This window comes from Desulfovibrio diazotrophicus, from assembly GCF_902498985.2.
Classification (GTDB): domain Bacteria; phylum Desulfobacterota; class Desulfovibrionia; order Desulfovibrionales; family Desulfovibrionaceae; genus Desulfovibrio; species Desulfovibrio legallii.
In genome coordinates this window covers 1,879,033-1,900,085 of sequence record NZ_OX346397.1, presented here as the reverse complement: position 1 = coordinate 1,900,085, position 21,053 = coordinate 1,879,033, and the positions used below count along the sequence as shown (strand labels likewise).

The 21,053-nt window shown below is 63.3% G+C and carries 17 protein-coding genes; 2 read left to right on the top strand and 15 right to left on the bottom strand.

Features of this window, described 5'->3' with window-relative positions:
• Nucleotides 1-77: 77 nt before the first annotated feature.
• Nucleotides 78-926: an Mrp/NBP35 family ATP-binding protein gene (locus J7I12_RS08250; protein WP_208360724.1), complete on the bottom strand. Its 849-nt coding sequence runs from the start codon at nt 924-926 to the stop codon at nt 78-80.
• Nucleotides 927-1,124: 198 nt separating this feature from the next.
• Between J7I12_RS08250 and J7I12_RS08245 the strand changes: the two genes are divergently transcribed.
• Both J7I12_RS08245 and J7I12_RS08240 read left to right on the top strand, forming a co-directional pair.
• Complete coding sequence (locus tag J7I12_RS08245; protein ID WP_208360726.1) at nt 1,125-1,559, top strand: DUF5320 domain-containing protein; 435 nt, start codon at nt 1,125-1,127, stop codon at nt 1,557-1,559.
• A gap of 262 nt (nt 1,560-1,821) precedes the next feature.
• Nucleotides 1,822-2,175 carry a DUF134 domain-containing protein gene (locus J7I12_RS08240; protein ID WP_118230865.1) on the top strand — a complete coding sequence of 118 codons (354 nt, stop codon included), beginning with the start codon at nt 1,822-1,824 and terminating at the stop codon, nt 2,173-2,175.
• Nucleotides 2,176-2,571: 396 nt separating this feature from the next.
• Here the strand turns inward: J7I12_RS08240 and J7I12_RS08235 are convergent, their stop codons facing one another.
• The 14 genes from J7I12_RS08235 to J7I12_RS08170 form a co-directional block, all read right to left on the bottom strand.
• Nucleotides 2,572-3,708 carry a D-alanyl-D-alanine carboxypeptidase family protein gene (locus tag J7I12_RS08235; RefSeq protein ID WP_208360728.1) on the bottom strand — a complete coding sequence of 379 codons (1,137 nt, stop codon included), beginning with the start codon at nt 3,706-3,708 and terminating at the stop codon, nt 2,572-2,574.
• Nucleotides 3,709-4,090: 382 nt separating this feature from the next.
• Nucleotides 4,091-5,005 carry a Ppx/GppA phosphatase family protein gene (locus J7I12_RS08230; protein ID WP_118230112.1) on the bottom strand — a complete coding sequence of 305 codons (915 nt, stop codon included), beginning with the start codon at nt 5,003-5,005 and terminating at the stop codon, nt 4,091-4,093.
• Nucleotides 5,002-7,140 carry a polyphosphate kinase 1 gene (gene ppk1 / locus J7I12_RS08225; protein ID WP_208360730.1) on the bottom strand — a complete coding sequence of 713 codons (2,139 nt, stop codon included), beginning with the start codon at nt 7,138-7,140 and terminating at the stop codon, nt 5,002-5,004. The genes J7I12_RS08230 and ppk1 overlap by 4 nt, the downstream gene beginning before the upstream one ends.
• Before the next feature lie 209 nt (nt 7,141-7,349).
• On the bottom strand, nt 7,350-7,865 hold the full coding sequence (ahbA, locus tag J7I12_RS08220) for a siroheme decarboxylase subunit alpha (RefSeq protein ID WP_118230113.1): 516 nt from the start codon (nt 7,863-7,865) through the stop codon (nt 7,350-7,352).
• The gene (ahbD, locus tag J7I12_RS08215) at nt 7,862-9,112 is read right to left on the bottom strand and encodes a heme b synthase (protein WP_165450932.1); all 1,251 of its coding nucleotides are present in this window, start codon (nt 9,110-9,112) and stop codon (nt 7,862-7,864) included. The genes ahbA and ahbD overlap by 4 nt, the downstream gene beginning before the upstream one ends.
• The gene (hemB, locus tag J7I12_RS08210) at nt 9,112-10,098 is read right to left on the bottom strand and encodes a porphobilinogen synthase (RefSeq protein WP_208360732.1); all 987 of its coding nucleotides are present in this window, start codon (nt 10,096-10,098) and stop codon (nt 9,112-9,114) included. The genes ahbD and hemB overlap by 1 nt, the downstream gene beginning before the upstream one ends.
• Nucleotides 10,099-10,265: 167 nt before the next feature.
• The gene (locus J7I12_RS08205) at nt 10,266-11,402 is read right to left on the bottom strand and encodes a metallophosphoesterase (RefSeq protein ID WP_118230115.1); all 1,137 of its coding nucleotides are present in this window, start codon (nt 11,400-11,402) and stop codon (nt 10,266-10,268) included.
• 264 nt (nt 11,403-11,666) lie between these two features.
• Entirely contained in the window at nt 11,667-12,848 is a 1,182-nt protein-coding gene (ahbC, locus tag J7I12_RS08200) for a 12,18-didecarboxysiroheme deacetylase (protein WP_208360733.1), read from the bottom strand.
• 13 nt (nt 12,849-12,861) lie between these two features.
• Nucleotides 12,862-15,537 (bottom strand): alanine--tRNA ligase, encoded by a 2,676-nt coding sequence (gene alaS, locus J7I12_RS08195; protein WP_208360735.1) that lies wholly within the window; start codon nt 15,535-15,537, stop codon nt 12,862-12,864.
• 84 nt (nt 15,538-15,621) lie between these two features.
• Nucleotides 15,622-16,704, bottom strand: coding sequence for a recombinase RecA (gene recA / locus J7I12_RS08190; RefSeq protein ID WP_118230118.1), 1,083 nt, complete (start codon nt 16,702-16,704; stop codon nt 15,622-15,624).
• Nucleotides 16,705-17,084: 380 nt separating this feature from the next.
• Entirely contained in the window at nt 17,085-17,918 is an 834-nt protein-coding gene (gene panB / locus J7I12_RS08185; RefSeq protein WP_208360737.1) for a 3-methyl-2-oxobutanoate hydroxymethyltransferase, read from the bottom strand.
• The gene (locus tag J7I12_RS08180) at nt 17,915-18,811 is read right to left on the bottom strand and encodes an agmatinase family protein (protein WP_118230120.1); all 897 of its coding nucleotides are present in this window, start codon (nt 18,809-18,811) and stop codon (nt 17,915-17,917) included. Before J7I12_RS08180 ends, panB begins: the two co-directional genes overlap by 4 nt.
• Nucleotides 18,812-19,085: 274 nt before the next feature.
• Nucleotides 19,086-19,622 (bottom strand): hypothetical protein, encoded by a 537-nt coding sequence (locus J7I12_RS08175; RefSeq protein WP_118230121.1) that lies wholly within the window; start codon nt 19,620-19,622, stop codon nt 19,086-19,088.
• Nucleotides 19,623-19,705: 83 nt separating this feature from the next.
• Nucleotides 19,706-20,989, bottom strand: coding sequence for a multidrug effflux MFS transporter (locus J7I12_RS08170; RefSeq protein ID WP_208360739.1), 1,284 nt, complete (start codon nt 20,987-20,989; stop codon nt 19,706-19,708).
• Between the last annotated feature and the right edge of the window lie 64 nt (nt 20,990-21,053).

Genomic DNA, 21,053 nt, shown 5'->3' with positions numbered 1-21,053 from the left:
AGGTAAAGAAGGGCGGCAAGTCCGTGGCGTCAAAGGTCCACAGGCTCACCGCCCGGCAAGGAATTGTTGCGGCGCGCTCAGGCGGCGGGTTTGTCCGCCAGGGCTTCTATCGTTTCCAGGGCCTTGTCCAGCCATGGGCCGGTGACGGATTCCACACCGCCGGCGTCACAGGCAGCGGCCAGGGCCGGGTCAATGGGCAGGCGGCCCAGCACGGGCAGGTGGTGGCGCGCGGCTACTTCGTCCAGGTGGCTTTCACCAAAGATTTTGTAGTCCTTGCCGTTGTCCGGGCAGTGGAAGTAGGCCATGTTTTCCACCATGCCCAAGATGGGAAGGTCCATCTGCCGGGCCATGTCAATGGCTTTTTCCACAATCATGGAAACCAGATCCTGAGGCGAAGTCACCACTACAATACCGTCCACGGGCAGGGACTGGAAGACCGTAAGGGGCACGTCGCCCGTTCCTGGAGGCATGTCCACAAACATGTAGTCCACATCCTGCCAGATGACTTCAGACCAGAACTGCTTGACCACCCCGCCAATGATGGGCCCGCGCCAGATGACGGCGTCGCTTTCGCCCGGCAGCAGCAGATTCATGGACATCATTTCCACCCCGCCTTTGCTGCGCACAGGCAACAGGCCGGATTCGTTGGCCCTGGCCTTGCCGTGCTGGCCAAAGATTTTGGGGATGGAAGGGCCGGTGATGTCCGCGTCCAGAATGGCGCTCTGCCGTCCCCGCCGGGTCATGCCCGTGGCCAGCAGGGCCGTGACCAGGGACTTGCCCACGCCGCCCTTGCCGCTCATGACCGCCACCACCTTGCCCACACGGCTCTGGGGGTGCGGTTTGACGCGAAAGTCTGTCTGCTCCGCCTGGCGGTCTGTACACTGCTCGCCGCAGGAACCGCACGCATGGTTGCACTGTTCGCTCATGGGAAACTGCCTTTTTGAGGTAAAAGATTTTTTCACAGCCCGGAAAATTTTTATTGACATATGTCAAAAACTGGGCCTAAATGGATTTACGACATATGTCAAATAACAACTCAAGCCAATTCTGGCAAGAGCAAGGCGTGGCCCTGGGACCAGCCTGTAAGGATAGTCCGCAGGGCCCGCGTACACAAGGAGGTTCATATGCCGGGCAGAGATCACACTGGTCCTGAGGGCAAGGGTTCCCGCACCGGGCGGGGTTTGGGTAATTGCGGCACGGCCGCGCGGAGCAATGAGGATATGGTGCAGGATAGGGAACAGGGTATGGACCAGCCCCAGACTATGGGCTTGGGGCTGGCCCATCGCTATGGCCAGCGGCGCGGCTTGTGCATGGGCAACGGCCAAGGCCAGGGGCGCGGCAAGGGCCGCGGGCAGGGCCAGGGCTGTGGCATGGGCCGCAACATGGGCGGACAGGGTCAGGGCAACGGCATGGGCCAGGGGCGTGGCATGGGCCAGGGCCGGGGCAGCGGTATGGCCCGCGCCGGCAACGCGCAGGGGGCTGCGCAGCCGGACAAAACGTCGTCTGCCGCGCCTGCAGTAAGCGTCAATGAGTCGGCAGCGACTGTGGAAAAGGCCTGACCGCCACGTCCGCCGCAAGCGGACAGGGGTTTGCAATGGGTGTCAGGCAAGCCTGACCGTCTGAGAAAAACAGCGGCGGGGCCACATGGGGTGCGGCCCCGCCGTAATCAAGTTTGCCCTGGCGCGCCGGGAGGCGGCGCTTGCGATTTTTTACAATGCCCCGGAACCAGGATACAGATGTGAATTGTGCGGGTGCGGGCCGCGGCTTTTTGGAAGGCGCGCCGTGTACCGGCCAAAATATTTTGAAGCATGAGGTCTGTGTATGCCGCGACCGCGAAAATGGCGCAAGGTCTGTTGTCTGCCGGAAAGCGACTGTTTTGGCCCCCTGGGGCCGCAAGCGCCGCAGGGTGAAGTGATTATGACGGTAGATGAATACGAGGCCGTGCGCCTGATTGATCTGGAAGGGCTGAACCAGGAATCCTGTGCCGAAAAAATGCGCATTGCCCGCACCACAGTGCAGAGCATCTATGCCGCCGCGCGCCGCAAGGTGGCGGAAGCCCTGGTCAACGGACTGCGGCTGCGCATTACCGGCGGCGATTACCAGCTTTGCGACGGGCACGGTCCGCAGTGCGGAGTGGGGGGGTGTCGCCGGAGGCGGGGCGGGGCGCTGCGCTAGAGCAGTTAGCGAATGAAATGAGCTATCTGCTCTGCAAGGATTTTCTTGAAAATCCTTGCCACGAAATGCGAGAAGGCAGGCTTTTGCCTGCCGTAAGCGAGCATTTCAAGTGTTAAATGCTCTAAGGGGTCCCGCCGGAAGGCGGGGGTGTCGCTGCGCGACCACACCCCTTTATGCCGCGCGCAACTTCCGGGGAAAAGTCGCCCGGATGCGCGGATCGGGAATGTGGTGGGCTGTGAGGGCACAGGCCCGGAGAAAAAGCTGACGCTGGGGGCAACGGCCTGGGAAAACGCCGCATCTGTCAGTGAGGAAAAGAAGTTTTTTGAAGGGGATGGGGGGCGTGGGGGGAAGGGGGGACTTTTGTTCACAAAAGTCCCCCCTTCCCCCCACAAAAAATTAACTTGCCGAGTTGGCGGCGGCCACGCGGCGGGCGGCCTGACCATCGGCGCGCTTGTGGCGGGCGGCTTTCTGGCTGGGGGCTTTTTTGGCTTTGGCGGCTTTGAGCTGTTTGTCCTGCTGTCGGGCGGCCTTGCGCACATGCTGCTTGCGTGCGGGCTGGTCTGCGCCGGCGTAGAGGCGGCTGGCTTCGCGGGCCAGGAGGTGGGGGTCGGGGTGGTAGGCGTTGGGAGGCAGAGTATCAAGAGCGGCGGTGACGGAGACAGCCTGGTTGGTGCAGACCTTGAAGCCTGCGTCCAGCAGACGGAAGGCTTCTATACTGCGGGTGCGGCCATCGGGCGCGCCCATAATCACGGCCAGGAGGCGGTGGTTTCCCTGGGCGGCGGTAAAAATAAGATTATAGCCTGAAGCGTTGGTCCAGCCGGTTTTGAGGCCGTCCGCGCCGGGGTACTGGCCGAGCAGGGGGTTACGGTTCCAGGTAATGCTGCCCCTGTGGTTAAGCACATGGGTGCTGTGAAAGCGCAGGGCCTCCGGATAGGTGCGCAGATAGGCGCGGGCAAGGGCCAGCATGTCGCGCGCGGTGGTCACTTGGCCGCGGGCGGGCAGGCCGTGGGGGTTGACGAAGACGCTGTCGCGCATGCCCAGGCTGCGGGCCTTGGCGTTCATCATGTTGACGAAGGCGGGCACAGAGCCGCCCACAAATTCGGCTGCAGCGGTGCTGGCATCGTTGCCTGAAGAAACGGCCATGCCCGTGAGCAGTTGTTCCAGAGTGAGTTGTTCACGCTGGCGCAGGCCCATGCGGGAGCCGCCGGTGCGCGCGGCCAGACGACTGATGGTCACCGGGCTGTCCAGGCTGGCGAGGCCGGCGCGGATCTGGTCCATAACCAGAAACATGGAAAGAACTTTTGTTAGTGAAGCTGGTGGAATGGGGGTATCAGCATTTTGCTCGAAGAGGATGGCGTCCTGATCCAGGTCGTAGAGGATGGCGGCGCAAACCCCCACGGCCCCGTGCGTCGGCACTGGAGGCGCGGCGCGGCTTGTGGCGGGCAGTCCGGCTAAAAGCCAGCACAGGCAGCACAGGGTCAGGAAAGCAACGCGCGACGCGCGGGGCGCGTCGGCAAAAAACGGTGAGTTCATGCGTATACCCTCGGTTCGCTCCGGGTCCGTGGCGGTTTCGCCTGGGCAGCTGACGTTTGGAAGGGGCAGGCCGTGCACAACGGAAGTGCGGGCGGAAATAGCTCTAATCTAGAAAAACAATAGACAGTTTATTGCCTGTACGCGAGAAATTCGGCAAATGCAAGCGGGCCGGGCCGGGGGAGGAAGAGGCTTGGCCGTTGCGGGCACGTGTTTATCGGAGGGGGCCCTTGCGGGGAGTCGGGCAGAGCCCTTTTCGTTGCAATTCTCCTGCGGCAGTGCGAGGCGGCCACGGGCCGCCAAGGCGTTACGTAAGCCTTATGCAGCCGGACGTGAAACCGGCCTGCCTGAGGCGCTGAACCAGTCTGTTTCCCACGCAAAAATGTTATGCGGGCGGCTGTTGCGGCAGGCGGGCGTCGGTATGCAGGCACATATGCCTGACAATGCCGTCCACTAGGCCGATTTTGGGAATGATAATCCGTGTAGCGCCCACAGTGTCCGCCACTTCCAGAAAGATTTCCAAGGCGGGCACAATAACGTCCGCACGGTAGCTGTTGAGCCGGAACTTGTCCATGCGATCTTCCAGGCTCAGCCCGCGCAGCGCCATGTGCAAATTGCGCAGCTCTTGCGGGGTGGCGGATTTCCCTTCTTTTTTATCCAAGAGTTTTGCTATCTTGTTAATGTTTCCGCCAGTGGCGATAATTTTGCGCGGTTGGTAGGTCTTGGTCAGGCTGGCTAACTCGCGCGCCAGCCGTCGGCGTTCGTCCGGAGCCACGGCCCCGGCAAGTAGCCGCAGTGTGCCCACTTGGAAGGAAAAGGCCTCGACCAGAAGCCCGCCGCGCGCCAGGACGATCTCCGTGCTGCCGCCGCCCACATCCACATAAAGGACCGCCTCGCTATCTTCCATATAGCGGGAAAAGACATTGGCTTCGAACAGGATTTCCGCTTCCTCGATGCCGGAAATAATGGACATATCCAGGCCGGTATCGGCCTTGACGGCGGCCAGGAGGTCCAGGCCGTTGGCGGCGTCACGCATGGCGCTAGTGGCGCAGATGCGGTAGTGGTCCACGCTGTAGGCCCGCATGAGGTGTGCGAGGGCCTGCATGGCCTCACGGAAGAGCGCCTTTTTTTCGTCCGAGATGCGCCCTCGTGCGAATACGTCCGCTCCCAGCCGTAGGGGAATGCGCAGATAGGCGCTTTTTTTGGCGGGCCTGTCAGGCCGCAAGCGGCTCACGTCGCTGATCAGACAGCGTACGGCATTGGAGCCCACATCCACGGCGGCCACGGTTTGCAAGTTCATATCTGCGCTCCGCGTGAGGCATTGTCCCTGGCTTTGGCGGCGTCCGTCTTTTGTCTTCGCTTGGGGGACGTCCCCTGGCGCAGGGCTTTGCGGGCGTAATAGTCGTAGAGCAGAAGCTGCGATCGGCAGGGCACCGCCGTGAGGCCGGTATGGTAACTGTTGCAGCAGGCGTCATCAAGTACCCTGGCCTTAACGTTGTCCGACCATTGGATGGCGAAAATATCCCGCAAAGTACGGGCCAGACGGGGGCAGTCCACAGGAGCCGCGACCTCTATGCGTCGGTCCAGGTTGCGGGGCATCCAGTCTGCGCTGGCGATGTAGACTTTTTCTTCATCGGCGTTGCAGAAAATCAGAATACGGGCGTGCTCCAAAAATTTGTCTACAATGCTGATGGCCCAGATATTTTCGCTCAGGCCCGGCACCTGCGGCTTAAGACAGCAGGCCCCGCGCACGATAAGCCGTACCTCCACCCCTGCGGCTCCGGCCTTGTAAAGCAGGCGGATCATGCCTTCGTCCGTGAGGCTGTTGAGTTTGGCAAAAATATAGGCGGACTTTCCAGCGCGGGCATTTTTGATTTCTTTTTCTACCAACCGGCTGAAAAATGTGCGCATGTGGTAGGGGGCCACCACCAGGTTGGCACATTCCAGGGGTTTGTGCGAAGCGTCCAGCACGCTGAAGATGCGGCGTGCGTCCTCGGCAAAGCCGGGGGCGGCGGTAAGCAGCCCCACATCACTGTAGAGCCGGGCCGTGTCCTCGTTAAAATTGCCGGTGCCGATGTAGGTATAGCCGTTTTTCTGTCGGCCCTCCATGCGTTCTACCAGCACAAGTTTGCAGTGCACCTTAAGATCCTTGACGCCGTGGATAATGTGGACTCCGGCCTGGCGCAACACATCCACGGCCTTGACGTTGCGTTCTTCATCAAAGCGGGCCATGAGCTCTACAAACGCGGTGACGCGCTTGCCGTTCTGGGCCGCGTTGGCCAGAGCATTAATGACCCTGGATTGGTCCGCCGTGCGGTAAAGCGTGATGCTGATGTCCGTCACCTTGGGGTCGATGGCCGCTTCTCCTAAAAAGTCCACCATGTGGTTGAAGGAGTGGTAGGGAAAGTGCAGCAGGATATCTTTCTTTTTCACTACCTTTAAAATACTTGAAAAAGGCGTCAGATCCGGATGGGCCAGGGGCGGAGGCACATTGCTTTCCAGGTCCGGCCGCACCTGCGGAAAATGCATCAGGCTGCGCATCATGTGGTAGCGGCCGCCGGGGTTGAGTTCTCCAGACTTCAGATTGAGCTTAGAGGCCAGCAGCGCCAGCAAATCGGCGGGCATGGCCTGGTCGTAGATCAGGCGCACGGGTCGACCGCGCAGACGGTGTTCCAAGCCCTCTTCCATTTTTTCAATAAGGCTTTTAGATACGTCATCGTCCAGTGAAAGCTCGGCGTCACGCATTACTTTGAAGGTATAGGCGGAAATTTTTGCGTAGCTGAACATAAAAAAAATGTTGTTCAGACATAGGCGGACGATGTCGTCCACAAAAATGATGTCATGACAGCCGGGCTGGGAGGGCATTTCCACAAAGCGGGGGCAGCTGGCGTTGACGGGAATGCGGATAATGGCGTAGCGCGCTTTTTTGTTGCCTTCCGGGGCCATGCGGACAGCGTGGTAGATGTGGCTGTCCTGCAAAAAAGGCAGGCGGGCGCGGCGGTTGAGGATCAGGGGCACCAACTGGGGTTTAATGACATCGGCAAAGTAGGCGCGGCAAAAAATTTCCTGCCCTGTGGTCAATTGGTGTTCGTCCCGTACGCGAATGCCCTGGCGCGCCAGGGCTGCCAGCACTTCCGCGTAGGTGGCGCTGAAGGCCGCCTGCCCCCGTGCCGCCCTTTCGTTGACGCGGCGCAGGGCTTCTTGTGGGCTGAGGCCACCCATGAGCAGGGGGCGGCGCGGATCTCTTTCGCGGCATAAGCGCACCAGCGCGGCCAGCCGCACTCGGATAAATTCATCCTGATTGCTGGAAAATATCCCCAAAAATCGTAAGCGCTGCACCAGAGGATTGGCCGGATCGCGGGCTTCCTGTAAGATGCGTTCGTTAAAGCACAACCAGCTCAGCTCCCGGTTGTTCATCCTGGCGCTGTCGTTCATCACGCGGGCTCCGTTTTTTGTGTTTTGCCCGGCTTATAGGCCTCCTTTGTGAAAATATGGCGACAGTACGGAAAAAATTGCGGCGTAGACTTGTGGTGCATTTTCCCCAGGGCAGGCGCACTGCCTTACCCGCAGGCATAACAACAGGTTGACCGGATTCCTGCCCGCCGTGCCCTTGGCCGCGAAAAAAGCTGCGGCGCAGGGCGTAGTTACGCCTCGTCCGCAGAGGTGTCCATGCGGAAATCTACGCGGATTTTGAACAGTTTGGTGGCGGGCAGGTTGAGGATGTCCACGCCCGTGTCGCGGCTGATGGCGTCCAGGGTAGCCTGGGCGTCCTGCCGCGAGGGACTGATGAGGGTGAACCAGATGTTATAGGCGTGTTCGCGCTGGTAGTTGTGGGTGACGCCTGGTTCGGCATTGACGCGCTCCACAAAGGCGGCCATGCGCGCCTCCGGCACTTTGGCGGCGCAGAGGGTGGAAACATAGCCCAGCCTGGCGGATTGAAAGTTGGCCCCCAGGCGGCGGATGATCTTACGGGCCTTGAGGGCGCGCACCCGCGTAAAGGCTTCCTCTTCGCTGATGCCCAGCTGCTCCCCCAGCACGGCGTAGGGACGCGGAGCCAGGGGAAAGGCCGTCTGGATAATGTCCAGCAGTTGTCTGTCCGTGCGGTCCAGGGTCTCCTGGGGCGTGGCCGTATCCGTGGCTTTTTCGCGGGCCTGGGTCATGCTTTCTCTCCCTTGGGGCGCAGTTTTGCCGGAATATAGGTGCAGAGGGGCTCTTCGCCCATATGGTCATTGTCCATGCTGTAAGCGCGGGCGCGGCAGCCGCCGCAGACCTTGTGATACTCGCACACGCCGCATTTGCCCTTGTAACAGGACTGGTCGCGGAACTGCAGAAAATACTTGCTGCTGCGCCAGATTTCGGGAAAGGGCGTTGTGCGCACGTTGCCGCAGTTGAGTTCCAGGTAGCCGCAGGGCTGCACCTGGCCCACATGGCTGATGAAGCAGAAACCCGTGCCGCCCAGACAGCCGCGGGTGTGGGCGTCCATGCCAAAGGTTTCGGCCGTGACGCTGAGGCCTTCTTCCCGCGCGCGCTGGCGCATGATGCGGTAGTAGTGCGGCGCGCAGGTGGCCTTGAGGTGCATGCTGGTGCCTTTGCGGAAGTCGTAGAGCCAGTGCAGCACGTCTTCGTATTCCTGAGCCGAGATGACCTGGTCGGCCAGACCAGAGGCGCGGCCCATGGGCACCAGCAGAAAGATGTGCCAGGCCGCCGCGCCGATGCGCTCACAGAGCTCGAAGATTTTTTTGAAGCTGCTCAGGTTGTTGCGGGTGACGGTGGTGTTGATCTGAAAGGGCACGCCCGCGGCTTTGAGGTATTCTATACCCCGCAGGCTGGCTTCAAAAGCGCCGGGTACGCCGCGGAAGCTGTCGTGGCTGGCCGCGTCCGGTCCATCGATGGAGATAGAGCAGCGGTTGACCCCGGCGGCCTTGATTCTGGCCGCCGTTTCCGGGGTGATGAGTGTGCCGTTGGGCGAAAAGGCGCAGGGCAGGCCCTTGGCGTGGGCATAAGCTACCAGCTCGTAGACGTCGGCCCGCATCATGGGGTCGCCGCCCGTGAAGATGATGATGGGACGGCCCACCTGGGGGAAGGTGTCGATAAGGGCCTTGGCCTCGGCTGTGGAAAGTTCGCCGGGGTAGGGCTCCGGATGGGCCTCGGCCCGGCAGTGCTTACAGGCCAGGTTGCAGGAGCGGGTCACTTCCCAGGCAATGAGCCGGCACACGGGGCTGCCGTCCGGCAGGGCGGCGGGTCCGCCCTTGTGCGCGCCCTTGTGCGCTCCGGGATGTCCGCCTGCAGTGTGTCCGCCGGGATGCCCGGCCAAAGCCGCAGACCCTTCCTCAGCGGGGGGCGCAACATCGGGCAGGCCGCAGGTGGGGTTGCCGCTCAGGCCTGGGGGGGGGCAGTGGTGGGACATCAGCGGACCAGCCTTTCCTTGAGCAGGGTTTCGGTAAAATAGGTGATGATCATGTCCGCGCCTGCGCGCTTGAGGCCGGTGAGGGATTCGAGCATGACGGCGCGTTCGTCCACCCAGCCGTTAAGCCCGGCGGCGCGGATGAGGGAGTATTCGCCGCTGACCTGGTAGGCGCAGAGGGGCACGCTGACGTGGTCGCGCACCGTGCGGATAATGTCGCTGTACGGACCGGCGGGCTTGACGATCAGGGCGTCCGCGCCTTCTTCCAGGTCGGCCAGGGCTTCAATGAGGGCCTCGCGGGCGTTGGCCGGGTCCATCTGGTAGGACTTGCGGTCGCCGCAGGCCGGGGCGCTTTCGGCCGCGTCGCGGAAGGGGCCGTAGTAGGCCGAGGCGTATTTGACGGCGTAGGAAAGGACGGGCGTTTCCGTCAGACCGCCCTGGTCCAGGGCCTCGCGGATGGCGGCCACGCGGCCGTCCATCATGTCCGAAGGGGCCACCATGTCGGCTCCGGCTTCGGCGTGACTCACGGCGGTTTTGGCCAGCAGGGGCAGGGTGGCGTCGTTGAGTACCGCGCCGTCGGGCATGAGCACGCCGCAGTGGCCGTGGCTCATGTATTCGCAGAGACAGACGTCGGTGATGACCAGCAGCTTGGGCCAGCGCTGTTTGAGCAGGCGCACGGCCTGCTGCACAATGCCGTTTTCAGCATAGGCCCCGCTGGCCTGTTCGTCCTTAACGGCCGGAATGCCGAACAGGATCATGGCCGTGAGGCCCGTATCCACGGCCTTGGCCACCTGCTTTTCCAGCTCTTGCAGGCTGAGCTGGTACTGGCCGGGCATGGAGGGAATTTCTTTACGCAGGCCCGCGTCTGCGGTTTCCACCACAAAATAGGGCATGATCAGGTCTTCGCTCAGGAGGGGCGGAGTTTCGCGGACCAGGGTGCGGAGCTCCGGGGTCCAGCGCAGGCGGCGGCCCCTGTGGAATGCGTTCATGATGTGCTTCCTTGTTATGTTCGCCGGGCGCGCTAAAAACGGCGGCGCGCCAAGGAGAAGTTTTTGCCATTGTCCTGCGGGCAAAGCGCCCTGTCAAGGGCGGGACGGCGCAAGCAGACGTGTCGCGTGTCCTGCTGCGCCGTTTTTGCCCGCCGGTTTTTGGCGGGTCAGGCCGTGCGCAGCACAAGCCGGCTGATTTCGGCGGGCACGCCGAGCCTTACGGGAAAGCCCGCCCACAGACCCACGCCGGGGCCGACAAAAAGCCGCATGGCGTCCACATCATAGAGCCCGCGGACAAATCCGTCGTTGCGGGCGGCGACGATCTGGTCAAAGCCCAGCATCTGCCCGCCGTGCGTGTGTCCGGAAATCTGCAGGTCAATGCCGTGGGCGGCGTTTTCGCGCGCGCCTACGGGCTGGTGCGCCAGCAACAGCGTGGCGGCCCCGGCCGGAGCTCCGGCCAAGGCTTTTTCCAGGTCCGGGCCGGGCCTGCCGAAGAGGGGGGCCATGGGGTCATTGAGGCCCGCAATGACCAGGGGGGTTCCCCCAATGTCCACAACCGTATGAGCGTTGTGCAGGAGGGGCAGGCCCAGGGCGGCAAAATGCCGCATCCAGCCGGCATAGTCGGCATAATATTCGTGGTTGCCCTCGCAGGCATACACCCCGTAGCGGGCGCGCAGCAGCCCCAGCGGGGCCACGTCGGCGTCCCTGTTGGTGGTGGTTCCGTCCACCAGGTCGCCGGTGCAGACAATGAGGTCCGGGCGCAGAGCGTTGACGGCCGCCACAATGGCCGCCACGCGGGGCGCGTGCAGCAGGGCCGAGGCGTGCAGGTCCGTAAGCTGCACAACCACAAGGCCATGCAGCGCGGCGGGCAGGCGGCGCAAAAAAATTTCCGTTGTTTTGACGGCCGGAATCCGCAACGCCTCTTTAAAGCCGTAAGCGCCCACGGTCAGCCCCAGACCGGCCAGGGCAACGGCCCGCCTGCCCGGCGAAAAGGGCGTGCTGCGCCGGCACGTCAGTTTGCGCACAAGCAGGAGCCCCAGCCGCAGGCCGTCGCGCAGCAGCAAGAGGGCGAAAATGACGGTCATGACGATGAAGGCCGCACTGAAGGCCGCCAGCACAAAGTAGGGCATCTCCGGCGAGCTGAGCGAACCGGACAGGAAACGGACACACAGATGGTACTGCGAGACCAGCAGGGCAAGCGTTGCGGCAAGAGCCTTGCCCCGGGGCGGCAAAGGCGCGGGCAGGATCAGCCGGAAGGTCACGTAGAAGAAGAGCAGGACACCGTAAAGATGGATGAGTATCATAAACCCTGCTGCCGGTTCCGACCCGCGAAAACTGCGGGACAAAGCGGCGTGGCTGGCATGTTTCTGGATCGTCTGGCCGGGGGAACGGCGTGCGGCGCTGGCATTGGGGGCGGGCGGGGGCGCCGGCGCTGGCTTTTGTGTCCGGCCGGGGGGGGCCCCCTGTGCTGTGCGGAAAGAGGATTTTTTGCAGGATGGGGGAGGCAACGTCAGGGCCGTGCCGTTTTGCACGGGCCCCGACGCTTCCTTCCCCGCAATAACGCGCCCTTACAGTCCTATTTCTTCGTCCGTAAGGTAACAGGCGGGATCCTGGGCCCAGATGTCGCCGTAGAAGGCTTCGGCGCGGGCGCGGAAGTTGCCGCCGCAGATGTTGAGATAGCGGCACTTGGCGCAACGGCCCTTGACGTGGGTTTTTTTGTCCTTGAGCTGGTGCAGCAGTTCAATGTCGGGGTCGTCCCAGATCTGGGAGAAGGGGCGCTCCAGCACATTGCCGAAGACGTGCTGCCGCCAGAACTGGTCGGCGTGCACCTTGCCGTCCCAGGAGATACAGCCGATGCCCCGGCCGGAGTTGTTGCCCTCATTGTACTGGAGAAGCTCAAAAACATCCTCGGCGCGTTTGGGGTCTTCGCGCTTGAGGCGCATCCAGACGTAGGGGCCGTCGGCGTGGTTGTCCACGGTGAGGATTTCTTTGGGCTTGCCCGCGTCAAACAGGGCACGGGTTTCGTCCATAATGAGGTCCAGCACCTGGCGGGTTTCGCTGTGGTCCAGGTCTTCCTTGATGAGGTCTGAGCCGCGCCCGGAATAGACCAGGTGGTAGAAGCAAGCGCGGGGCACTTCCAGTTCGCGCAGCAGGCGGAAGATGCCGGGAATTTCAGCCACGTTGCGCTTGTTGATGGTAAAGCGCAGGCCCACTTTGAGGCCCTCGGCCTGACAGTTGGCAATGCCCTCCAGGGCCTTTTTAAAGGCCCCCGGCACGGCGCGGAACTTGTCATGCACGGGCTCCATGCCGTCCAGCGAAACGCCCACATAGGAAAGCCCTACGGACTTGAGTTCGCGGGCCTTGGCCTTGGTGATGAGCGTGCCGTTGGTGGAGATGACCGCCCGCATGCCCTTGGCCGTGGCGTGGCTGGCCAGCTCCACCAGGTCTTTGCGCACCAGGGGCTCACCGCCGGAAAAAAGCATGACCGGCGCGCCGTAGGCGGCCAGATCGTCGATCATGGCCTTGGCCTGGGTGGTGCTGATCTGGTCCTCGCCGTCCACGGGCACGGCCTTGGCATAGCAGTGCACGCACTTGAGGTTGCAGCGCTGGGTCATGTTCCAGACCACAACGGGTTTTTTATCCTTGGAAAATTGCAGCAGATGGGAGGGCAGCTTGTCCGATTGCCGCCCGTAGCGCAGGGCGTCGGAGGGTTCCACCTGGCCGCAGTAGAGTTTGGAGATGCCGATCATGGCGTATATGTCCTCATGCGTCCAGCAGGCGCTGGTGTAACAGGGCGAACGCGGCTTCCAGGCCTTCGGGCCTGGTGCCGCCGGCCTGGGCCATGTCCGGGCGTCCGCCGCCCGAACCGCCGCACGGGGCCGCGACTTCCTTGATCAGGGCCGGGGCCGTAAATGTGTTGTGCAGATCCTTGGAAACATAGACAAGCAGACCCACCTTGCCGTCCTCTACCGTGGCCAGGCAGGCCACGGCCTTTTCCGGCAGGCGGGCGCGCACGTCGTCCATGAGGCCGCGCAGGGCCTTGATGGGCACGCCGTCCAGGCGGGCGGCCAGCAGACGCCGGCCGTTGACTTCCTTGACCTGCGAAACCAGGTCCGCGCCCGTGGCCGGGGCGGCCTTTTCCGAAGCCTTGCGCAGCTTCTTGATTTCGCCGTGCAGGGCTTGCACCCGCTCGGCCAGCTGGCCCGGCCGGGCTTTGAGCAGGTCGGCCAGGGAGGCCAGCTCGGCCCGCTGCTCCACGGCGCGGGCATAGGCGTTCCAGCCGGTGACGGCTTCAATGCGCCGCACCCCGGCGGCCACGCCGCTTTCGGAAACAATCAGGAAGGAACCGGCCTCGCCCGTGCGGGAAAGGTGCGTGCCGCCGCACAGTTCCACGGATTCCGGCGCGTCTGCCGTCGGGTCGGCCACGGTCAGCACGCGCACGGCATCGCCGTATTTTTCGCCGAACAAGGCCATGGCTCCGCTGGCCATGGCTTCGGCCACGGGCATGATTTTGGTGCTGACGGGCATGTCCGCCAGAATGGCGCGGTTGACCTGGCGCTCTACAGCAGCCAGCTCTTCAGGGGTCAGGGCCGCAATGTGGGAAAAGTCAAAACGCAGATGCGTGCCGTCCACCAGGGAGCCCGCCTGCTTGACGTGGCTGCCCAGCACCCGGCGCAGGGCCGCGTGCAGCAAATGGGTGCAGGTGTGGTTGCGGGCCGTGGACGCGCGCTGGTCGGCGTCCACGGTCAGTTCTACCGTGTCGCCCAAGCGTAGTTCGCCCGAATCCACATAAATTTCGTGCACCAACAGGGTGGGCGCGGGCTTGAGGGTGGTGCGCACCGTGGCTGCGCCTGAAGCGGAGCGCAGATGCCCCGCGTCTCCGGCCTGCCCGCCGCCCTCGCCGTAAAAGGGCGTGCTTTCCGTCACCACATAGCCTGTTTCGCCCTCGCCCAGCAGGTCCACGGCCGCGCCCGCCGCGTTGCGCAGGTCCGTGACCGGGCTTTGGGCCGTAAGACGCTCGTAGCCCACAAAGGCGCTGGTCAGGCCCGCGTCCAGCAGAGGCTGGAAGGGATTGGCCCCCGCTCCGGCCTGGCCCAGCAGGCCGCCTTTTTTCTGGTGCTCGCGGGCGCGGGCGCGCTGCGCGGCCATGTGGGTTTCAAAGCCCGCCGCGTCGGCGGTAAAGCCGCGTTTTTCGGCCACGTCCGTAACAATGTCCAGGGGGAAGCCATAAGTGTCGTAGAGTTTGAAGCAGAAGTCGCCGGGGATGCGCGTTTTGCCCGCGGCCTTGAGGGCGGCCAGCTCTTCGTCCAGCAGCTCCAGGCCTTTCTGCAGCGTGAGGGAAAAGCGCTGCTCTTCCTCAAACACGGCGCGGGCGATAAAATCGGCATGTTCCGTCAGTTCGGGATAGGCGTCGCCCATGACCTCCGTGACCTTGCGGGCCACTTTGTACATGAAGGGCTCGTGCACGCCCATGAGGGTGGCAAAGCGTAAAGCCCGGCGGATGAGACGGCGCAGCACATAGCCCCGGCTTTCATTGGAGGGCAGCACGCCCCCGGCAATAAGAAAGGCTGCGGCGCGGCTGTGGTCGGCAATGACGCGCAGGGCCGTATCCACGTCGTTGGTGTCCGGCGCGCTGTAGCTGTAGCTTACGCCCGCCAGGCCCGCTGCGTACTGGATGATCTCCTGAAACAGGTCGCAGTCGAAGTTGGAGCGCTTGCCCTGCACGACGGCGGCCATGCGCTCCAGGCCCATGCCCGTATCGATGTTGGGCCGGGCCAGGGGTGAGCGCGTGCCGTCGGCGGCCTGGTCAAACTGGGTGAAGACCAGGTTCCAGATTTCCAGAAAACGGTCGCAGTCGCACTGGCCGATGCCGCAGTGGGAGCCGCAGGACATTTCTTCGCCCTGGTCCACATAGATTTCGGAGCAGGGGCCGCAAGGGCCCGTATCGCCCATGGTCCAGAAGTTGTCCTTCTCGCCCATGCGCACAATGCGTTCTTGCGGCAGACCGGCCAGCTCGGCCCACAGGGCGGCGGCCTCATCGTCTTCGCGGTAGACCGTGACCCAGAGTTTTTCCTTGGGCAGTTCCAGTTCTTTGGTCACAAACTCCCAGGCCCAGGCAATGGCCTCGCGTTTGAAGTAGTCGCCAAAGGAAAAGTTGCCCAGCATTTCAAAAAAGGTGTGGTGGCGCGCCGTGCGGCCCACGTTTTCCAGGTCATTGTGCTTGCCGGAAACGCGCAGGCATTTCTGACAGGTGGTGGCGCGGCTGTAGTCGCGCTTTTCCTCGCCCAGAAAAAGTTTTTTGAACTGCACCATGCCCGCATTGGTAAAGAGCAGGGTGGGGTCGTTGGGTGGAATGATGGGCCCGGAGGGCACAATGGCGTGCTGGTGACGCTGAAAAAATTCCAGATAGCGGCGGCGGATTTCTTTGGCGGTGAGCATAGTGGCTCCGTAGTGCAAGGCTGCGCGCGGCAGGGCGCGCCGCGCCCCCGGCGCGGCGTCCTCTGCCCGAAATTAAGGGCCTGATCAGTCGTAGTCGGGGGCGGGGGGCGGCGTTTCGTCCAGCTCCTCGCCGTCAGGAAGGCTTTCCTGCGGGTGCAGTCCCAGAAACTCCACGACCTTGGCTTCAATCTGGTTGCGCAGTTCGGGGGTTTCGTCCAGCAGGGCGCGCACCTTTTCACGTCCCTGGCCCAGCTTTTCCGCGCCAAAGGCAAACCAGGAGCCACTTTGCTCAATGACCTTGGCCTCAATGCCCAGGTCGATGAGTTCGCCGGAACGCGAAATGCCCTGACCGTACAAAATGTCGAAAATGGCGCTGCGGAAGGGCGGGGCCACCTTGTTTTTGACCACCTTGACCTTGGTGCGCGAACCGAAAGACTCTTCTTTGTCCTTGAGGGTCTGGATGCGGCGGATGTCCATACGCACCGAAGCGTAAAATTTGAGGGCGTTGCCGCCGGTGGTGGTCTCCGGGCTGCCGTAGCCTGTGACGCCGATCTTCATGCGGATCTGGTTGATGAAGATGACCGACGTGTGCGACTTGTGGATGGTGCCCGTAAGCCGCCGCATGGCGTGGGACATGAGCCGGGCGTGACCGCCCACCTGCGTTTCGCCCATGTCGCCGTCCAGTTCCGCCTGGGGAATCAGCGCGGCCACCGAGTCCACCACCACCAGATCCACCGCGCCGGAACGCACCAGCATATCCGCAATGTCCAAAGCCTGCTCGCCGTAGTCCGGCTGCGAAATGAGCAGCTCGTCCGTGTTGACGCCCAGCCTTTTGGCATAGCCCACGTCCAAGGCGTGCTCCGCGTCCACAAAGGCGCAGGTGCCGCCCTGCTTCTGACACTCGGCAATGATGTGCAGGGTAAGCGTGGTCTTGCCCGAAGATTCCGGGCCGAAGATCTCCGTGATGCGCCCGCGCGGAATGCCTCCCACCCCCAGGGCCAGGTCCAGACCGATGGAACCCGTGGGAATAACAGGGATGTTGACATGAGCCTCGTCGGAGAGCTTCATGACCGCACCCTTGCCGTATTTGCGCTCAATAGTGGAAAGCGCCGTGCCTAAGGCCTCGGCGCGCGCGTCCGCAGGACTGAGGGCCGGTTTTCTGGCCATATGTGTACTCCGTGTAAAGATGCCTTCAAGCTGTCAAGCATACCAAAGCCGCCCTCGCATGGCAAATGTTCCGGCCGGGCCGGAGGCGGTTGCAGACGTGCGGTCGGGATTTTTGTGTGGGGAAGAGGGCGAAAAAACGGGGGTGGCTATTTTGTGCCGTTGCCGTCGCCCACAGCCCGGACGCAGGCTTTTCCAGGAGATAATATTCCCTGATAATAGTATATTGAAAAAATAAATTTCTCTAACGTCACCCTTGTTACCCCGTTCAGGGTACGCCCGGCATATTGCCGGGAGGGAAAAAGTTTTTTGAAGGATAGGGGGTGTGGGGGGAAGGAAACTTTTGTTCACAAAAGTTTCCTTCCCCCCCCCTTCTTCCCCGTCTACTTCAGCTTTCGAAAAGCCTTTTCGGCGCCTTCGGGCAGGGGATAGGCGTGTTCTTCAGCGGGGAAGGCCGCGGCGCGCACTTCGCGGGCGTAGGCTTCCACAGCGCCGCGCAGGGCCTGGCCCACCTCTCCGAAGCGTTTGACGAAGCGGGGGAGTTTGCCGGGGGTCATACCGGTCATGTCCTGCCAGACGAGCACCTGGCCGTCGCAGTCCGCGCCCGCGCCAATGCCGATGGTAGGGATGGTCAGGGCCTGGGTGATCTTGGCGGCCAGGGGGGCGGGAACGCATTCGAGCACCAGGGCGAAGGCCCCGGCGTCCTGCAGGGCGCGGGCGTCGTCCAGGAGTTTTTGGGCGGCCAGGGGGGTTTTGCCCTGTACCTTGTAGCCGCCGAAGGCGTTGACGGACTGGGGGGTGAGGCCCAGATGGCCCACCACCGGGATGGAGGCCCGCACCAGGGCGCGCACTTCGGGGCAGAAGTCCGCCCCGCCTTCCAGTTTGACGGCCTGGGCGCGGCCTTCGACCATGAGGCGGCCGGCGTTGCGCACCGCTTCTTCCACGCCCGTGTGGTAGCTCATGAAGGGCATGTCGCAGACCACCAGGGCTTCGCGTGTGCCGCGGGCCACGGCGGCGCAGTGGCGGATCATGTCGTCCAGGGTGACGGAGAGGGTGTCTTCGTAGCCCAGCATGACCATGCCCAGGGAATCGCCCACCAGGATGGCGTTAACCCCGGCGGCGTCCATGACCCTGGCCGTGCTGTAGTCATAGGCCGTGATCATGACCAGTTTTTCCCCGCCCTTGGCTTCTCGAAAGGTGACTGCCGTATTTTTCATGAGCGTGCCTCCGCAGGTTGTTGGTCGTTGGCGGCCTGGGCCAGGCCCATGAGCAGGTGGGTCAGCTTGGCCGCCGTAAAATCCGCGTGGTGCAGGCCGGGTATGGGGGCCAGCTCCACCACGTCCAGGCCCGCCACCCGGCGGCCCGCCACGCAGCGTTCCAGAATGAACTGGGCCTCGCGCCAGTTGAGGCCGCCGGGCGAGGGCGTACCCGTGGCCGGCATGAGGGAGGAGTCCAGTCCGTCCAGGTCAAAGGTGATGTAGATATTGTGGGGGAATCCTTCGGGAAAGGGTTTTTCCGGCAGGCCCACGCGGGCCAGGAAGCGTGCGTCGTAGTGCGTCACGCCCAGGCGCTCGCGCGTGGCGGCCTCTTCGCGGCAAAAGTCCCGCACGGCAAACTGGACCAAGGGCAGGCCCAGGTCCGCCGCAGCCCGGTACATGACGCAGGCGTGGGAATAGGGGTCGCCCTCATAACTCTGGCGCAGGTCGGCGTGGGCGTCAAACTGCACCACGCCCAAAGGCTCACCGCGTTGTTTTGCCCGCGTCGCCAGGGCGCGCAGGGCCCCCAGGGTGACCGTGTGCTCGCCGCCCAGCAGCACGGGCACGGCCCCACAGTCCAGAGCCGTGTCAACGGCGGCCGTAATGCGGTCCAGCACCTCTGCCACCGGGCCGGTGCAGTCCACGGGCGGGGCAGTATAAAAACCTGTCTCGCCGGGCGCGAGGCCGCTTTCCCAGGCTTCCAGCTGCTGTGAGGCGGCCAGCAGGGCCGCCGGGCCTTGGGCCGCGCCCCCGCCGTAAGAAACGCTGCGCTCCAGCGGTACGGGGATGATGTGAAAGCCCGCGCGTGCCGGCGGGCAGGGCGGATATTCCGAAGCCAGAAAATGCTCGTGCATGCTGTTCACCGTGGTTTGGAGATAAAAAAACGGCCCGCTTGGGGAGGCAGGCCGTTTCGTTTGGAGGAGGCTGTCAGCAAAAGAAAGGAAGGTACTCTTTCTATTGCAATGGCCGTGCCAAGAAAAATACGCGGATGATTTTTTCTAATATATTGATTTTACAAACTTTTGTTAATAACGCCCGTATGCCGCTCCGTAAAAATTGTTTAACCGGCAAGGCGTTCTCCCGGCCTTGTGGGGCCCTACGTGTACAAAATCTTGCTCCGGGCCGGGATCACTGTACGGTGGTTTTGGGGGGCGTTGCCGCGCCGGACTGGATGGAGATGGAGAGTTTTTCGCCCAGTTCCCGGGCTGCCGGGGTGGCCGTCCATTCCGTAAACAGCTTACGCCACGCGCCGAAGTCCAGAAATGCCTGGTCCAGCTGGCTTTCGTGCATCTGCACCCAGGCGTTGAAGAGCTGCAGGCGCACCTGAAAGGCCGTGCTGCCGAAGATCATGCCTGCAGTGTCGCGCGGTATGGTCTTGCCGTCCATCTGTTCCAGTACAAAGTGGCAGACGGCCTGGCGCGAGGTTTCAAAATCCACTTCCTTGCCGTTCATGGCGTCGGCCAGGGGCAGCAGGTGGGGGTAGAGCTCACTGATGCGCTCCATGCCTTTGACCGGCACGGCCATAAACAGGGGCGCTTCGCCGTCTTCATGGGCGGGGGCGTCGGGCTTTTCACTGATGAAATAGAAGCGCAGCCAGTTTTCAAACATGACGGCTTCCAGCACCTGGTCCACGGTTTTTTGGAATTGTTCCTGTTCCTGGGGCATGGCGTTTCCTCGCAGTGTGCGTCGCGTCCTGGCGCGGCGCGGGTTGGGGCCGTCTGTGGTTGTAAACGCGCGGGCCGTTTGCGTCAATGCGGGCGCAGCGCGGATTGTTCCTGTGCAGGCGTTTCCTGCGCCCGGCGACGCGCCAGCAGACGGTTGCCCGCAAGACCCGTGATCAGGGCCAGCAGGCCGCTGGCGGCGCAGATCAGGCCCAGGGGCACAGCGGTGTCCGGGCCGCCCAGCCCCACCAGGGGGGAAGAGGCGGCTCCGGCCAGAAACATGGCCACGCCCAGCAGCCCCGAAGCCGTGCCCGCACCCACGCGCTGGGCCTCAATGGCCAGGGTAAAGGCGCAAGGCATGGTCATGCCCTGCAGCACCAGCATGGCGTAGAGGCTGGCCATGATGGGCAAAGGCGAGGCGGGCCGCAGCAGGGTTACGGCCAGGACCGCCAGGCAGGCCACCAGACGCAGCCAGTTGCCCACGTTGAGCAGGCGCATTTCGCCCCGGCTGCGCGCCAGCCGCCCCGTGATCAGGGCCATGATGGTGACGCTCAGAGCGTTGCCGCCGAAAATAAGGCTGTAGCCCGTGGGCGAGATGCCGTACATGCCCTGAAAAACAAAGGGCGAGGCGGCCACATAGCCGAAGAAGCCGCCCATGGTAAAGCCCTGCATGCCCACATAGCACATGAAGGCCGGGTCGCGGCAGAGAGCGGCGGTGGCCTGCAGGCTGGCGCGGGTGCCGCCCTGACGGCGCAACTTGGGGGGCAGGGTTTCGGGCAGGCCGAAAGCGCAGAAGAGCAGCAGCGCCACGCCCATGCCGGTCAGAAAGATGAACACCCAGGGCCAACCGCCCAGCCCGGCCAGCGCGCCGCCCAGCACGGGCCCGGCAATGGGGGCCACGCTGTTGACGGCCATGAGCAGGCTCATGAAGCTGGTGAGCTCTGGTCCGCGAAACAGGTCGCAGGCCACGGCGCGGGAAAGCACAATGCCGCCGGCCCCGCCCAGGCCCTGGGCAAAGCGCAGGGCAATGAAGCCGTGCCCCGACCGGGCCGCCACACAGCAGGCCGAGGCCAGGGTAAAGAAGACCAGGGCGCAGAGCAGGGGGCCGCGCCGGCCTGTGCCGTCGGAAAGGGGCCCCACAAAGAGCTGGCCCAGGGCCATGCCCAGCAGACAAGCCGTGATGGTGAGCTGGGTGGCTGCCGTAGAAAGGGAAAGGTCCGCCCCCATGGCGGGCAGGCTGGGCAAATAGGTATCGGTGCAGAGGGGGCCGAAGGCCGCTAACATGCCCAGCAGCACCGCCAGGTACAGCCGCCGCCGGCGGGAGAGCCGGGCCCCCGCCCCCACTACCAGTTCGTCTTCCGTAAAGCGCATGGCAAATCCTGATTAAAGGCCAAAGAAAGATTGTCACTGCTGCGGGGGTGGGTGTCAATGCCGG

Bases quoted from the DNA above. Each gene is read 5' to 3' on its own strand.
- J7I12_RS08250 (WP_208360724.1), bottom strand. From the start codon at position 926: ATGAGCGAACAGTGCAACCATGCGTGCGGTTCCTGCGGCGAGCAGTGT.
- J7I12_RS08245 (WP_208360726.1), top strand. From the start codon at position 1,125: ATGCCGGGCAGAGATCACACTGGTCCTGAGGGCAAGGGTTCCCGCACC.
- J7I12_RS08240 (WP_118230865.1), top strand. From the start codon at position 1,822: ATGCCGCGACCGCGAAAATGGCGCAAGGTCTGTTGTCTGCCGGAAAGC.
- J7I12_RS08235 (WP_208360728.1), bottom strand. From the start codon at position 3,708: ATGAACTCACCGTTTTTTGCCGACGCGCCCCGCGCGTCGCGCGTTGCT.
- J7I12_RS08230 (WP_118230112.1), bottom strand. From the start codon at position 5,005: ATGAACTTGCAAACCGTGGCCGCCGTGGATGTGGGCTCCAATGCCGTA.
- ppk1 (WP_208360730.1), bottom strand. From the start codon at position 7,140: ATGAACGACAGCGCCAGGATGAACAACCGGGAGCTGAGCTGGTTGTGC.
- ahbA (WP_118230113.1), bottom strand. From the start codon at position 7,865: ATGACCCAGGCCCGCGAAAAAGCCACGGATACGGCCACGCCCCAGGAG.
- ahbD (WP_165450932.1), bottom strand. From the start codon at position 9,112: ATGTCCCACCACTGCCCCCCCCCAGGCCTGAGCGGCAACCCCACCTGC.
- hemB (WP_208360732.1), bottom strand. From the start codon at position 10,098: ATGAACGCATTCCACAGGGGCCGCCGCCTGCGCTGGACCCCGGAGCTC.
- J7I12_RS08205 (WP_118230115.1), bottom strand. From the start codon at position 11,402: ATGATACTCATCCATCTTTACGGTGTCCTGCTCTTCTTCTACGTGACC.
- ahbC (WP_208360733.1), bottom strand. From the start codon at position 12,848: ATGATCGGCATCTCCAAACTCTACTGCGGCCAGGTGGAACCCTCCGAC.
- alaS (WP_208360735.1), bottom strand. From the start codon at position 15,537: ATGCTCACCGCCAAAGAAATCCGCCGCCGCTATCTGGAATTTTTTCAG.
- recA (WP_118230118.1), bottom strand. From the start codon at position 16,704: ATGGCCAGAAAACCGGCCCTCAGTCCTGCGGACGCGCGCGCCGAGGCC.
- panB (WP_208360737.1), bottom strand. From the start codon at position 17,918: ATGAAAAATACGGCAGTCACCTTTCGAGAAGCCAAGGGCGGGGAAAAA.
- J7I12_RS08180 (WP_118230120.1), bottom strand. From the start codon at position 18,811: ATGCACGAGCATTTTCTGGCTTCGGAATATCCGCCCTGCCCGCCGGCA.
- J7I12_RS08175 (WP_118230121.1), bottom strand. From the start codon at position 19,622: ATGCCCCAGGAACAGGAACAATTCCAAAAAACCGTGGACCAGGTGCTG.
- J7I12_RS08170 (WP_208360739.1), bottom strand. From the start codon at position 20,989: ATGCGCTTTACGGAAGACGAACTGGTAGTGGGGGCGGGGGCCCGGCTC.